Here is a 12,698-nt window from a genome sequence, read left to right as displayed (position 1 = left end):
GGCCATCCCTGCGGATGACCGGCTGGATCAAACCCCTCGTTCTTCTCCGTTTTTTTGCCGTCAGTTCAAGGCTTGCGCCATTGCTCCATTTACTCCATTACTTCTTCACAGCGGCGCACTTGGACTCGGCCACCGTGGTGAAGGCCTGGTCGCCGGGCACCTTGGCGATGGTCTTGTAGTAGTCCCATGGCGTGCTGGAATCCTTGGCGCTCTTGACTTCATAAAGATACATGTCGTGGATCATGCGGCCGTCGGCGCGGATCTGGCCCTTGTTGTAGAAGTCGTCGATCTTCATGCCCTTGAGCGTGCTCATGACCTTGTCGGTGTCGGTGGTGCCGGCGGCCTGCACGGCCTTGAGGTAGCTCATGGTGGCGGAATAGTCGGCCGCCTGCAGGCTGGAAGGCATGCGCTTGTATTTGTCGAAGAAGCGCTTGGCGAACTTGCGCGAGGCGTCGTCCTGATTCCAGTACCAGCTGTCGGCCAGTTGCAGGCCTTCGGTGTTGGCCAGGCCCAGGGAGTGCACGTCGTTAATGAACACCAGCAGGCCGGCGACCTTCATGGTCTTGCCGATGCCGAATTCCTTGGCGGCCTTCATGGCGTTGGTGAAGTCGCCGCCGGCATTGGCCAAGGCCAGGATCTGCGCCTTGGACGACTGGGCCTGCAGCAGGAAGGACGAGAAGTCGGAGGCATTCAGCGGGTGGCGCACGGCGCCGGCCACGGTGCCGCCATTGGCCTTGACCACGGTGGAGGCATCGCCTTCGAGCGAGTAGCCGAAGGCGTAGTCGGCGGTCAGGAAGTACCAGCTCTTGTTGCCGGCCTTGACCAGCGCGGATCCGGCCACCTTGGCCAGCGACACCGTGTCGTAGGCGTAGTGCACGGTGTAGGGCGAGCAGTCTTCATTCGTCAGGCGGGCGGAGCCGGCGCCGATGGCGATGAAGGGTTTTTTCTTTTCGGTGGTGACTTTGGACATGGCCAGCGCCGTGCCGGAGTTGGTGCCGCCTATCAGCATCTGCAGGCCGTCCTTGTCGATCCACTCGCGTGCCTTGGACGATGCGACGTCGGCCTTGTTCTGGTGGTCGGCGCTCAGCACCTCGATGGGGCGGTTCAGGACCTTGCCGCCGAAATCCTGCACGGCCCACCTGAGCATTTCCGCGCCGGCGGGGCCGTCGATGTCGGCGTACAGGCTGGACATGTCGGTGATGATGCCGATCTTGATCGGGCCGGTGTTCTGCGCGAAGGCGGCGCCGGTGAGGCCGAGGGCGAGTGCGGCAACAAGTGCTTTGAGTTTCATGGTGTCTCCTGTTATTGAGGGGGATGAGTGAGCGAGGGTTGTGGGGAAATAAGCTGGACTGAAAAGAAGGTGGCACTCCGGCGTCAGACGCCGAGGTATTCCTGCAGCATGCCCATGTTGCCGGCCAGCTCGTTCTGCGCGAACTGCTTGACGATGCGGCCGTGCTCCATGACATAGAAACGGTCGGCCAGCGGCGCGGCGAAACGGAAGTTCTGCTCCACCAGCACGATGGTGTAGCCCTTGGCCTTGAGTGTGAGGATCATCTCGGCGAGCTTCTGCACAATGACGGGCGCCAGGCCCTCGGAGATTTCATCGAGCAGCAGCAGGCGAGCGCCGGTGCGCAAAATGCGCGCCACGGCCAGCATCTGCTGCTCGCCGCCCGACAGGCGCGTGCCGGGGCTGCCGGCGCGTTCCTTGAGGTTGGGGAACATCGCGTAGATCTCGTCCAGGCTCATGCCGCCCGGGCCTATGGTGGGTGGCAGCATCAGGTTCTCTTCGGCCGTGAGGCTGGCGAAAATCCCGCGCTCTTCGGGGCAGTAGCCCACACCCAGCCGGGCCACCTTGTGCGGCGCCAGCTTGATGGCTTCCTCGCCGTTGATCTTGATCGAGCCCTTGCGCGCGCCCGTCATGCCGACGATGGCGCGCATGGTGGTGGTGCGGCCGGCGCCGTTGCGTCCCAGCAGCGTCACGACTTCGCCTTCATTGACTGTGAGGTTCACGCCATGCAGGATGTGCGATTCGCCGTACCAGGCGTGCAGGTCTTCTATCTTGAGGAGCTCTTTGGTCATCTAGTGAGCTCCCTGTAGTTCGGTGTTCGCCGTGCCCATATAGGCTTCGATCACCAGCGGATTCTTTGCCACTTCGGCATAGGGGCCGTCGGCGATGATGGCGCCGCGCTGCAGCACGGTGATGCGGTCGGCGATCGACGACACCACGTTCATGTTGTGTTCGACCATCAGAATGGTGCGGCCGGCCGAGACTTTTTTGATCAGCTGCGTCACGCGGTCCACGTCCTCGTGGCCCATGCCCTGGGTGGGCTCGTCGAGCAGCATCAGTTCGGGTTCCAGCGCCAGGGTGGTGGCGAGTTCCAGCGCGCGCTTGCGGCCGTAAGGCAGGTTCACGGTCAGCTCGTCGGCGAAGGCGCTGAGGTCGACCTCGGCCAGCAACTCGCGGGCGCGGCCGTGCAGATGGAACAAAGTATCTTCGGCCTTCCAGAAGTGGAAGGAAGTGCCCAGGTTGCGCTGCAGTGCCGCGCGCACGTTTTCCAGCACCGTCATGTGCGGGAACACGGCCGAGATCTGGAAGGAGCGCACGATGCCGCGGCGCGCCGTCTGCGCGGGCTGCTCGAAAGTGATGTCGTTGCCGTTGTAGACGATGCTGCCGCGCGTCGGCGTGAGGAACTTGGTGAGCAGGTTGAAGAAGGTGGTCTTGCCCGCGCCGTTGGGCCCGATCAGCGCATGGATATGCCCGCGCTGGACCTTGAGGTCCACGTTGTTGACGGCCACGAATCCCTTGAATTCCTTGGTCAGCCCTCGTGTTTCGAGAATGAACTCCACTGACAAATTAGTCTCCGGCCGGGTGGGGGTTGAAATCACGGGGCGCGAAGGCCGACGCGGCAGGTATGCAGCCGCGGGCATAGGCCCGTGAAACACAGTTGGTCATCCTAGCCACCAGCCCCTGGAGGCGATACCGGGCAGACCCTTAGGTAGTTTTGCGTCATGGGCAACCCTGAGGCCGCCCGCAAAACGCCCTCATGGCGTCGTTGCGCCGCCTTGCCGTGCCTGGTGCACTGTCTGCGGCGGCGCGCCTAGCCCTGAGGGCGTTGTGCGAGCGGCCTTCGCGCTTCTTGCTGGCAGCGGACCGCCCTCGCTTCGCGGGCGGGATGCGGGTGCTTATTGCTCGCGGTTGCGGCCTGGGCCGCCTTCGCCGCGCTGGCCGCGCGGGTTGGCGGCGTCGGCCTGGCGGACCGGCTTGTCGGGGGTGGCGTCGCGTTGTGACTGTTGCTGCTGTTGCTGTTGACGGCGTTGTTGCTGTTGCTGCTCCTGGGCCTGACGCTGCTGTTCTTGCTGCGCACGCTGTTGCTGCTCCTGCTGCGCACGTTGTTGCTGTTGTTGCAAATGCTGCTGCTGTTGTTGCAACTGTTGTTGGTGCTGTTGCTGCTGTTGCTGCTGTTGCTGCCTTTGCGCGGCTTGCTGCTGGCGGGCGTTTTCCTGGTCGCGCTGGGCCTGCTCGCGGAGGGCGCGCTGGCCTATGGGTTCTTCACCGGAACGGCGCTGCTGTTCCAGCTGGGGGCCTTGCAGCTTTTCCCGTTGTTCCTGCTGCTGGCGCTGCTGTTCGCGCTGGGCTTGCTGCTGGCTGCGCCGGGCCTGTTCGGCGGCGTGGCGGTCGGCGTTGGCATTGGCATTGGCATTGGCGGCCTGGGCGCGTTCCTGCGCTTCCTGGCGGGCCCGCGCGTCGCGCTGGGCCTGCTCGCGCAGGGCGCGCTGGCCTATGGCTTCCTCGCCCTGGCGGCGTTGCTGTTCCAGTTGCGGTGCTTGCAGCTGTTCCTGCCGCTCCTTTTGCTGGCGCTGCTGTTCGCGTTGCGCGCGCTGGCTGGCTTCGAGCGCGCTGCGGTCGGGTGCGGGCGCGGGCCGTGCAACTGGCGCCGTGGCGGCAGGTGCGGTGGGGGAAGCGGGAGCAGCAGCTTGTGGCCGTGCGCCGGCATCCCTGCCGGCAACAGGCCCGGCGCGATGGTCGTCGCGGTTGTTGTCATCGCGCCGGCCGTCCCTGCGGTCGTCACGCCTGTCATCGCGGCTGCTGACCACCGGCCGCGCGGCCACGGCGGGCGGCGGCAGTGCGGCGGCAGCCACGGGGCGCTGCCGCTCGCGAAGCTCCGCCGGATTGGGGCGCTGCGGCAAGGCGCCGCGATCCGCCACGAGTTGCGCGCGGCCCAGGTCGGCGCTGCTCAGGTGGTGGGGGTTGCCGTGCACCGGCCGGCCGCGCTCGAAGTCCTCGCGGCTGACGGCCGTGACGGCGGCGGGCTGGCGCTGGTAGCGGTAAACATTGGTGACGTTGACGGTATTGTTGATCACGATGTTGTTGTTCACCCGGGTGACATAGCGCGGGCTCACGCGGTAGGCCGGGCGGAAGGCCTCGCCGGGCGCCAGCGGGAACCAGCCCACGCCGGGGCGCGCCGCGCCGCCGACGGAGATGTTCCAGTTCACGCCGCCGCTGCTGCCGCCGACAAAGGCGACCAGTGCGGGCGCGTACACCGGGCGCGGCGCCAGCCGTCCCGGCACCCAGGCCCAGCGCGGGCCTATCTGCGCCCAGCGGCCGTAGTGGAAGGGCGCAAAACCCCAGGGCGCGTCGTCAACCCAGGTCCAGCCCCAGGGCGAGACCCAGGCCCAGTGGCCCATGCGGTAGGGCGCCCAGTTGGCCGGCACGGCGCGCGGTATCCAGACGGCGCCGTAGGCCGGGTCCTGGCTCCAGTTGCCGTAGCTGTCGAGCTGCTGGTAACCGACAGTTTCGCGCGGGACATAACGCGCCGACACCGACTGGTTCTCAAGCCGGTCGCGGTTGGCGGCCCACAGGTCGAAGTCGTCCTGCCGCGTGGCGGCCGGCCCCGCCGGCACCAGCTGCGTGCCGCCGAAATTGGCCTGTTGGCCGCCAGCCAGGTTCACCGAGGCCGAGCCGTCGCCGTAAATCACGCCGCCGCCCGACAGCGCGATCACGCGCGTGGTGTTGCCGGCCGGATCCACATCGAGGCGGTAGTCGCCGGGCTGCGACACCACAAAGGCCAGGTTGGGCGTGTCGACTTCCAGGCGCTGGCCCTCGAACAGCTGGCGCACGCGCAGCTTGAGCGTGCCCTGCGCCAGTCGCAGCTGGGTGGTGTTGTCGTCCAGCGCGAGCAGGTCCAGGCTGGTCTGCTTGTTCATGCGCACGGCGGTCGAGCCGGCATAGAGTTCGGCGCGCGCCTGCGGGCCCGTCCACAGCCTGTCGCCGGCGGTCAGGGGCCGGTTCAGCGTGGCGGGTGTCCAGGCATCGGCCGCATCGCCCGGCGCAAAACTCACGGCGCCTTCGGCCAGGTTGAGCCGGGCCACGCTGCTCGGCGGGTCCGGCGCCTCGCCCTGCGGCGCGGGCTGCTGCGCCCAGACGACGGGCTGCAGCAGTGCCAGCACAAAGGCCACGGCCAGCAGCACGAAGTACCAGTAAAGGTCGGAAAGCCGGAAAGCCCGCAAGGCATCACGGGCGGTGTCGTGGGATGAATGGGTGTCGGTGCTGGTCATGGTGCACGCTCTCTTCCTGTCGTTGCGGGCCATCGTTGATGGGGCCGTGTGGAGGCTGTGTGGAGGCTTGTGGCCCTGTGTAGACCACCATACCCATGACAACGCGCCGAACGATGGATGGACTGCTAACAAGCGGTAAAGATTGCGCCATTCAAGGGCGCGATGAAACAGGATGTAATGCCGGCGTCGGCAAACACGCCGGGTCGATGTGAGACGATGTCGCCCATGCAAAACTTCTGGCCTTCCAGCGGCTTCGAACAACTCCAGCCCACGGTGCGCGGCTGGCTTCAGCCCACCGACGATTACCTGCGGCTGTTCCTGGCGCGGCCCGAACTGGCCCTGGTGCCTGAGTCCTGCGAGGCGGAGCGCGCCCTGCATGCGGCGCTGGCGGCTTCGCCCTCAAGGCCGGTGGCGCCCGGCGAATTGCAGGCGCTGCAAGACGCGGACGCGCGTGACAACTACGCCTTGTTTTTGCGCTTTCGCGACGGCCTGCTGGCCGCGGACACGCTGGAGGCCTATTACCTGGGCCTGTTTCCGCGCGACGGCACGGGCCGCATCGACATACCGCCGCTCTTCATTGATTTGATCGTGCAGGCCATCCTGCGCAACTTGCTGGACGACGCCACGGATGCCTACGAAGTGCGCGCGGCCGAAATGCTTTTTCGCCCCCAGCGCATCAGCACCGAAGGGGGCAGGGTGCTCAGCGGCGACCTGGCGGTCATCGACATGTTCCATGAAACCGGCGGCGTGGGCGACTTCGGCCGCTTCCTGGCCGAGGCGGGTGCGCCTGTGCCCGCCGTCGAGTTGCAGGTGCTCAATGACGGCAATGCCGCCGCGTACTGGCAAGAAACCGAAGGGACCGGCGGCCACCGCTTTTTGCTGGACCTCACGCACGAGGTGAACAACGAACTGGGCCACGGCCTGGTACTGACGCTGGTGCGCGCGCGTTCCGGCCTCAAGGCGCTGGCCGGCGTTCTGCAGAAATGGATAGCGCATTTCCTGGGCATCGCCGTCACCATTCGCCCCGTGCAGAAGGTCGACGATGAGGCCTGGCGCTGGCACCTGGGGCTGGACGCCGAGGCGACGGCCCTGCTCAATGATTTGTATGAAGGCCGCGAGGTGGAGCCTGCGCGCCTGCAGCGGCTGGTCAGCCTGTTCCGGCTGGACTTTGCCGACCCGCGAGAGATGCGCGCCGACGTGGCGGGCAAGCCGGTGTACCTGGGGCTGATGATGGACGCCGGCGGCGTGCTCAGGCTCAAGCCGCAAAACCTGCTGGTCAACCTGCCGCTGCCGCCCGCGGCTTCGTAGAAATAGAAGCCTGGGCGCTTCAGTCGCTGCCCTCCACTTCCACCACCAGCACGCGGGCTTCGCCCACTGGCGAGGCGACGTGCTCGGTGCCGGCGCTCGCAAAAAAAATGTCGCCGGTTTCCAGCATCACCGAGCATTGGCCGCAGTTGTCGCGGTAGCGCATCTCGACGCGGCCGTCGAGCACGGCAAACACTTCTTCGCCCTCATTGATGTGCCACTTGTAGGGTTTGTCGGTCCAGTGCAGCCGGGTCGTGATGCCCTGCATATTGGCCACCGTCATCGCGCCCCAGGCGCGTGTCGCGGTGAAATCCTTGCTTCGGATGATCTTCATATCGTTCTCCGTCGGGTGAGCGCGTGGCGCGGTGAAAGCCACGCCATGCTACGTCGCGGGGCCGACGGAAACATGAATTCTTCGGCCCGCATTGATTCCATAAGCGCATCACTGAAATGCCCCGCCCCTGGCTCCGCGGCGCTAAGATGATTCGCATGAAAACCGTATTGCTGCCCGGCGGCGAAGCCGTTCCCGCCCTGGGCATGGGCACCTGGAACATGGGTGATGCGCGGCCTCGCCGCGCCGACGAACTCGCGACTTTGCGGCTGGGCCTGGACCTGGGTTGCACGCTGGTCGATACCGCGGAAATGTATGGCGAAGGCCTGTCCGAAGAGCTGGTCGGCGAGGCGCTGCAGGGCCGGCGCGACGAGGCTTTTATCGTGAGCAAGGTGTATCCGCACAATGCCTCCAAGGCCGGCATGGTGGCGGCCTGCGAGCGCAGTCTGCGCCGGCTGCGCACCGACCGCATAGACCTTTACTTGCTGCACTGGCGCGGCTCGGTGCCGCTGGCCGAAACCCTGCAGGCTTTCGTGGCGCTGCAGAAGGCCGGCAAGATACGGCACTACGGCGTCAGCAACCTGGACCTGTCCGACATGCAGGAGCTGTGGGACTTGCCCGGCGGGCAGGAGGTGCAGGCCAACCAGCTGCTGTACAACCTCACGCGGCGCGGCATCGAGTGGGACCTGCTGCCCTGGCTGCGCGAGCGGCGTGTGCCCGTCATGGCGTACTCGCCGATCGAGCAGGCGCGCCTGCTGCGCCATGCGGGCCTGGCCCGCTTCTCCCAACGCCACGGCATGCTACCGGCCCAGGCCGCGCTGGCCTGGCTGCTGGCGCAGGAGGGCGTGATCGCAATTCCCAAAACCAGCCATCCCGGCCGGCTGCGCGAGAACGTCGCGGCCGCCGGCATTCAACTCAGTCCTGAGCAGCTGGCCGAGCTGGACGCGCTGTTCCAGCCTCCTTCCCGTGCCGCTCCGCTGGAGATGATCTAGGCGTAGCGGCGGCGAGCGTCAACGCGTCAGCCACATCCCCACCGCCAGCAAGGCGGCCTGGACGGCCATGGCGATGTAGAGCGGCTTGCGAGAAGGCGTGGCGGCGTCCTGCAGGGTCTCGCCGATACGCTGCGTAAGCAGTGCGCGCAAGGCCGGATCCGGCGCGCCGGGCGCGGGTGCGGCGGCAGTTTCCGCGGCGCGGCCTTGCTGCCATTGCGCCAGCAGGTCGGCCAGCGGCAGGCGATTGAGCACAAAATTGACCATGCCGCGCACGGCCCGGCCCTGGCCCAGCACGGGCGCCAGTTGCTGGACGACGGCATCGGCCGACAGCACGTCGGCCACGCGCTCCAGCGCGCCTTTGGTGCGCGGCATGGCTTCGATGCGCCCCGCAATCGCATCCGTCAGTCGCTGCGACATGGCTTCCCCATGGTTCATGACGACCTGCTGGATGGCCCGGCTGCGGCCGCGCGCCACGCCCAGCATCAGGTAGATCGGCACAAAGGCCAGCAGCAGAAAACCGACCAGCAAGGGCGGTGAGAACAGCAGGGCGAGGATGGCGCCTGCGCCGCCCGCGTGCGCCGCGGCGGGCATGCCGGGGCCGGACAGCCGGCTCAGGTAGAAGAAGAACACGCCGCCGCCCAGCAGGAAAGCCAGCAAAAAACCCATGGCGACGGAACCGGCAAATGCCACACCAGCTTTGGCGCCGGTGCGCACCATGGATGGCGCGGCGGAAGAAGTTGATGACATGCAAGGCCTCCCTGTTTTGTGGATGGCGTGATCATAGGTGGCGCAGGCCGAGGCCATCGCCGATCGAGACGCCCGCCCCCTCGGATCACGCTAGGGCCGCGCGGCGCCGCCATGTTGTATAGACAGGGCGGCGAATAAAATCGAGGATCAAAAACCGGCCGCATGCGGGGTGTTTGTTCATTCGCCTTATGCTTGCGGACCCCATCAGGAGACTTTTCCCCATGCTTCGCAAAATTCTGTCTTTCGTCGCCCTCGCGTTGGTGCTCTGCGCCGCGCAGGCCCAGACCTACCCGGCCAAACCGATACGCCTGATCGTTCCCTTCCCGCCCGGCGGCGGCACCGACATCCTGTCGCGCCTGGTGGCCAACAAGCTGACCGAGGTCAGCAAGTGGACGGTGATCCCCGACAACCGCGGCGGCGCCGGCGGCACCATCGGTATCGCCGAAGCCGTGCGCGCCGCGCCCACGGGCCACGACATGGTCATGGGCCAGAAGGACAATCTGGTCGTCGCGCCTTGGCTGTACAAAAACCTGAGCTACGACCCGACCAAGGACCTGGTGGCCGTGGCCCACGTGGCCTACACGCCGGTGGTCATCGTCACGGGCGTGCAGTCGCGCTTCAAGACCCTGGCCGACGTGGTGGCCGCCGCCAAGGCCGCGCCCGACAGCATCACCTACGGCTCGCCCGGCAACGGCACGACCATCCACCTGGCCGGCGAGATCTTCAATAGCGCCGCCAACATCAAGCTGCGCCACGTGCCCTACAAGGGCTCCAACCCGGCCATGATGGACGTGCTGGCCGGCAATGTGGACCTCATGGTGTCCTCGCTGCCCTCGGCCATTGCCCAGATCAAGTCGGGCAAGCTGCGCCCGCTGGCCGTCACCTCGGCCCGCCGCAGCACCTCGCTGCCCGAGGTGCCCACCGTGGCCGAACTGGGCTACAAGGACTTTGACGTCAGCACCTGGTACGGCCTGTTCATGCCGGCCGGCACCTCCAAGGACATCGTCGCCACCGTCAATGCCGAGGTCAACAAGCTGCTGGCCACCGCCGACATGAAGGCCGCCATCCACGCCCAGGGCGCCGAAGTGCAGAACATGACGCCGGATCAGTTCTCCAGCCTGCTCAAGACCGATTACGTGAAGTGGAAGAGCATCGTGCAGGCTTCCGGCGCGACCATCGAATAAGCCGTTTCACGCTTTCCCGCAAAAAGGCGGCGCCCGGACGGGCGCCGCCTTTTTTTCTGGCCGGAGACCGTTTTTTGCGCCTTGCCAGCCGTCCTGTACGGGGGCGGGAACCCCTGGGCACGGCCCTGTGCCCGGAGTGGCTTAAAATCACGGGCTACGCCATTTTTAACCCGGAGTCTCCCATGCCCAAGAAAATCAGAGTCGAAGCCGACATCTGCGCCCCCAAGCCAGTCCCTCCCAAGGGCTACACCATCACGACCGGCCGCGGCCAGAAGATCAGCCTGGAGCGCGGTTCGCACACCCGCAGCAAAAAGAACCCAGGCAAGCGCCCTCACCAGGGTTGAGCCGGTTTGCCGATGCGGCCCCAGGCCGCGTCCATGAAAAAAGCGCCTCTTCAGGCGCTTTTTTCATGGTCAAAATGGCTGGCGTTCGGTGAATTGGGTTCGATGTGGCATCCAGCCCGGATAAAAACTCCTCTTGTTGGGAGCCGGCCCTGATGTTTAATCCATGGATAACGTTAAACGGGGGAGTACTAAAAAATGTTGTCCAGAATTGCAGTTTTCCTGGTCCTGGGGTTGGGATTTTTTTCCATTTCAAGCAGCCAGCCGGTTGCAAAACCCGTCGTAACAATAGATCCCCGGGTGCCGCACGCATTTCCCGTGGCGATCTATCGCAATATCAGGGCGGATCATTTGAATCAAATGCTGGTTGATTCATTTTCGGAATTCAATTTTTCCCTGCTTGCCAAAAGAAAAGATGCGGATGACAGCACGGTCTTCCAGTTCTCCTATCCCATGGATAAGAACGGCAAATCCGGAACCGTGATTTTTGAATTCAAGGTTGACGGCACCGTTGCCAAGAACAAGTGCGTGAATTGCTTCTTGCGAAGGGGACGAATACTGAACGAGAGGGACATGGGGAAACTGCCATGGATGGCCCAATACGATCTCAGCAGCCGGCTCTATCCTGACATCGACCAAGCGTATGCGTCAATCAAAAGCAAATCCCGGGATTACCTCGATCCCCAGCACGGGTTTGATTACAAAACCATGTGGAGCGGGGAGCGTAACCGTCCGGGTTACGACAACTCCTACGCCAAGGTCAAACTGCCGGATCTGAAGCGGGAGGTAGCCCGCGCCTTCACGGAGTCCGGATTCATTTTGCTGCGTGACAGCAATCCTGCCGCCGATGCGGCTGATTCCGTTCTGGCCTTTTCATTTCCGATCGACGCCGATAAACCCGATGGTGTGGTTTATTCCGTCCAATTCGCAAGCCAGTTTGATGCCGATGGCTTTTGCAACCCGTGCGAAACAATGCCTGTGTACGACCCATACCAGGCATTGCCGCCTGCGGGTTTGTCGGCAATGTCCGGCAGATTGACGCTGGCCTCGCGGTTTGAAACCGGCCTCAACAGCGCATACGGGAAAACCGCAGTGTCCACGGAGCGCTACCTTCGGCCACGAACCCAGTTCACACGGCCGCCAAAATCCGCGCCACCTGGCTCTCCGCGGCCGCCTCCAGTCCCTATGGTTGTGACATGAGCCTGCGCTGGCCGGCCGGCACTGCTACCCACGGCCCGTTTCTCTACGAGCCGTGGTTTGACCGGCTGTTCATCTTCGGCACCGCCGGCATCGCGCTGGTCCTGGGCGCTTTGGCGATGATCTCGCCGGCGATGTTTGTGGCGGTGGTGCTGGTCGACGTCTGGCTGTTCGCCAGCCCCCACGTCATTGCGACCTACACCCGGATCGGGGTTGGCAAAGCCCATGTCAAAAGGCACTGGTTCCTGATTTTTGCTTTGCCGCCCCTCGTGCTGGTGCTGGTCACGATGGTGGCGCTGGCCTATGAACTGGGCGGTCTGTTCACGGTGTATTTCATCGCCCAGACCTACCATGTCACCCGGCAGTCCTTTGGCATTGCAAGGGCGTACAAAAGGGCTGACCCGCAAGCCGCGGACCCGGACCGCCTGGCGGAAAGCCTGATCTACCTCTTTCCGCTTTGGGGCTTGATGCACCGATGTACAACGGCGCCGGACTTTTTTTATGGCTATCCCATCTACCTTCCACCTGTGGACGCCGCGCTGACAGGCGCAACAGGCATCGTCGCCGTCTTTGCGTGCGCGTGGTGGGGGTATCGGCAGCTGCGCCTTGCGCTGGCCGGGCGGCTCAATACAGGGCATTGCCTGTTTGTGGCATCGCACCTGCTTGTCACCGCGGTCGCCTACCTGTGGGTCGCGGACATCACGTCGGGGTGGCTGGTGGTGAATATCTGGCACAACCTGCAATACCTTCAGTTTGTTTGGCTGCAGAATGTGCGCCGTGACGCGCAGCTGCCGGGTAAGGCCGGCCAACGATCTGTGGACGCCCAGGACCTTCAGCGGCTGGTGAAACCGTTCAAAAACGCAGGCAAATATCTTGCCCTGTGCCTGGTGCTGGGTGCGGTGATGTACCAGGCGCTCTCGGTGGCCGGCCAGCAACTGATCTGGCTGGGCTTGCCCACCGTGTTCATCCTGCACTTCACCGTGAACTTCCACCACTACCTGGTGGACGGCGTGATCTGGAAAAGGCCGAAACCCGCTGCTTGACG

12 protein-coding genes are annotated in these 12,698 nt (G+C 64.8%); 6 read left to right on the top strand and 6 right to left on the bottom strand.

Going from position 1 to position 12,698, the window contains the following annotated elements:
• Positions 1-97: 97 nt before the first annotated feature.
• The 4 genes from AC1D0O_RS11915 to AC1D0O_RS11900 form a co-directional block, all read right to left on the bottom strand.
• A complete protein-coding gene (locus AC1D0O_RS11915; protein ID WP_477653741.1) occupies positions 98-1,291 on the bottom strand; it encodes an ABC transporter substrate-binding protein in 1,194 nt (397 codons plus the stop codon).
• An 83-nt stretch (positions 1,292-1,374) separates the two neighbouring features.
• Positions 1,375-2,079 carry an ABC transporter ATP-binding protein gene (locus AC1D0O_RS11910; protein WP_477653740.1) on the bottom strand — a complete coding sequence of 235 codons (705 nt, stop codon included), beginning with the start codon at positions 2,077-2,079 and terminating at the stop codon, positions 1,375-1,377.
• Positions 2,080-2,853, bottom strand: a complete 774-nt coding sequence (locus AC1D0O_RS11905) for an ABC transporter ATP-binding protein (protein ID WP_477653739.1) — start codon at positions 2,851-2,853, stop codon at positions 2,080-2,082.
• 330 nt (positions 2,854-3,183) lie between these two features.
• Entirely contained in the window at positions 3,184-5,556 is a 2,373-nt protein-coding gene (locus AC1D0O_RS11900; protein WP_477653738.1) for a DUF6600 domain-containing protein, read from the bottom strand.
• Between the two features lie 225 nt (positions 5,557-5,781).
• On the opposite strand from AC1D0O_RS11900, the gene AC1D0O_RS11895 reads away from it, so the two are divergent.
• Positions 5,782-6,864 (top strand): DUF6352 family protein, encoded by a 1,083-nt coding sequence (locus AC1D0O_RS11895; RefSeq protein WP_477653737.1) that lies wholly within the window; start codon positions 5,782-5,784, stop codon positions 6,862-6,864.
• A gap of 19 nt (positions 6,865-6,883) precedes the next feature.
• Here the strand turns inward: AC1D0O_RS11895 and AC1D0O_RS11890 are convergent, their stop codons facing one another.
• A complete protein-coding gene (locus AC1D0O_RS11890) occupies positions 6,884-7,195 on the bottom strand; it encodes a cupin domain-containing protein (RefSeq protein ID WP_074575890.1) in 312 nt (103 codons plus the stop codon).
• A 155-nt stretch (positions 7,196-7,350) separates the two neighbouring features.
• Here AC1D0O_RS11890 and AC1D0O_RS11885 point away from each other — a divergent pair, with 155 nt between their 5' ends.
• Positions 7,351-8,184 (top strand): aldo/keto reductase, encoded by an 834-nt coding sequence (locus AC1D0O_RS11885; RefSeq protein ID WP_477653736.1) that lies wholly within the window; start codon positions 7,351-7,353, stop codon positions 8,182-8,184.
• Positions 8,185-8,202: 18 nt separating this feature from the next.
• Here AC1D0O_RS11885 and AC1D0O_RS11880 read toward each other — a convergent pair whose 3' ends face one another.
• On the bottom strand, positions 8,203-8,931 hold the full coding sequence (locus AC1D0O_RS11880; RefSeq protein ID WP_477653735.1) for a hypothetical protein: 729 nt from the start codon (positions 8,929-8,931) through the stop codon (positions 8,203-8,205).
• 221 nt (positions 8,932-9,152) lie between these two features.
• Between AC1D0O_RS11880 and AC1D0O_RS11875 the strand changes: the two genes are divergently transcribed.
• The 4 genes from AC1D0O_RS11875 to AC1D0O_RS11860 all read left to right on the top strand — a co-directional run bounded on the left by AC1D0O_RS11875 (position 9,153) and on the right by AC1D0O_RS11860 (position 12,696).
• The gene (locus AC1D0O_RS11875; RefSeq protein ID WP_477653734.1) at positions 9,153-10,115 is read left to right on the top strand and encodes a Bug family tripartite tricarboxylate transporter substrate binding protein; all 963 of its coding nucleotides are present in this window, start codon (positions 9,153-9,155) and stop codon (positions 10,113-10,115) included.
• Positions 10,116-10,297: 182 nt separating this feature from the next.
• Positions 10,298-10,459 carry a hypothetical protein gene (locus AC1D0O_RS11870; protein WP_007863796.1) on the top strand — a complete coding sequence of 54 codons (162 nt, stop codon included), beginning with the start codon at positions 10,298-10,300 and terminating at the stop codon, positions 10,457-10,459.
• A 195-nt stretch (positions 10,460-10,654) separates the two neighbouring features.
• The gene (locus AC1D0O_RS11865; RefSeq protein WP_477653733.1) at positions 10,655-11,656 is read left to right on the top strand and encodes a hypothetical protein; all 1,002 of its coding nucleotides are present in this window, start codon (positions 10,655-10,657) and stop codon (positions 11,654-11,656) included.
• Positions 11,653-12,696: a hypothetical protein gene (locus AC1D0O_RS11860; RefSeq protein ID WP_477653732.1), complete on the top strand. Its 1,044-nt coding sequence runs from the start codon at positions 11,653-11,655 to the stop codon at positions 12,694-12,696. Before AC1D0O_RS11865 ends, AC1D0O_RS11860 begins: the two co-directional genes overlap by 4 nt.
• Positions 12,697-12,698 lie beyond the last annotated feature (2 nt).

This window comes from Polaromonas sp. P1_F2, from assembly GCF_056405735.1.
The sequence above is the reverse complement of the archived record's forward strand: the minus strand, read 5'-3'. Positions and strand labels throughout refer to the sequence as shown.

What these genes read in the sequence shown, in the direction of transcription:
- AC1D0O_RS11915 (WP_477653741.1), bottom strand. Translation starts at nt 1,291, where the DNA reads ATGAAACTCAAAGCACTTGTTGCCGCACTCGCCCTCGGCCTCACCGGC.
- AC1D0O_RS11910 (WP_477653740.1), bottom strand. Translation starts at nt 2,079, where the DNA reads ATGACCAAAGAGCTCCTCAAGATAGAAGACCTGCACGCCTGGTACGGC.
- AC1D0O_RS11900 (WP_477653738.1), bottom strand. Translation starts at nt 5,556, where the DNA reads ATGACCAGCACCGACACCCATTCATCCCACGACACCGCCCGTGATGCC.
- AC1D0O_RS11895 (WP_477653737.1), top strand. Translation starts at nt 5,782, where the DNA reads ATGCAAAACTTCTGGCCTTCCAGCGGCTTCGAACAACTCCAGCCCACG.
- AC1D0O_RS11890 (WP_074575890.1), bottom strand. Translation starts at nt 7,195, where the DNA reads ATGAAGATCATCCGAAGCAAGGATTTCACCGCGACACGCGCCTGGGGC.
- AC1D0O_RS11885 (WP_477653736.1), top strand. Translation starts at nt 7,351, where the DNA reads ATGAAAACCGTATTGCTGCCCGGCGGCGAAGCCGTTCCCGCCCTGGGC.
- AC1D0O_RS11880 (WP_477653735.1), bottom strand. Translation starts at nt 8,931, where the DNA reads ATGTCATCAACTTCTTCCGCCGCGCCATCCATGGTGCGCACCGGCGCC.
- AC1D0O_RS11875 (WP_477653734.1), top strand. Translation starts at nt 9,153, where the DNA reads ATGCTTCGCAAAATTCTGTCTTTCGTCGCCCTCGCGTTGGTGCTCTGC.
- AC1D0O_RS11870 (WP_007863796.1), top strand. Translation starts at nt 10,298, where the DNA reads ATGCCCAAGAAAATCAGAGTCGAAGCCGACATCTGCGCCCCCAAGCCA.
- AC1D0O_RS11865 (WP_477653733.1), top strand. Translation starts at nt 10,655, where the DNA reads ATGTTGTCCAGAATTGCAGTTTTCCTGGTCCTGGGGTTGGGATTTTTT.
- AC1D0O_RS11860 (WP_477653732.1), top strand. Translation starts at nt 11,653, where the DNA reads ATGAGCCTGCGCTGGCCGGCCGGCACTGCTACCCACGGCCCGTTTCTC.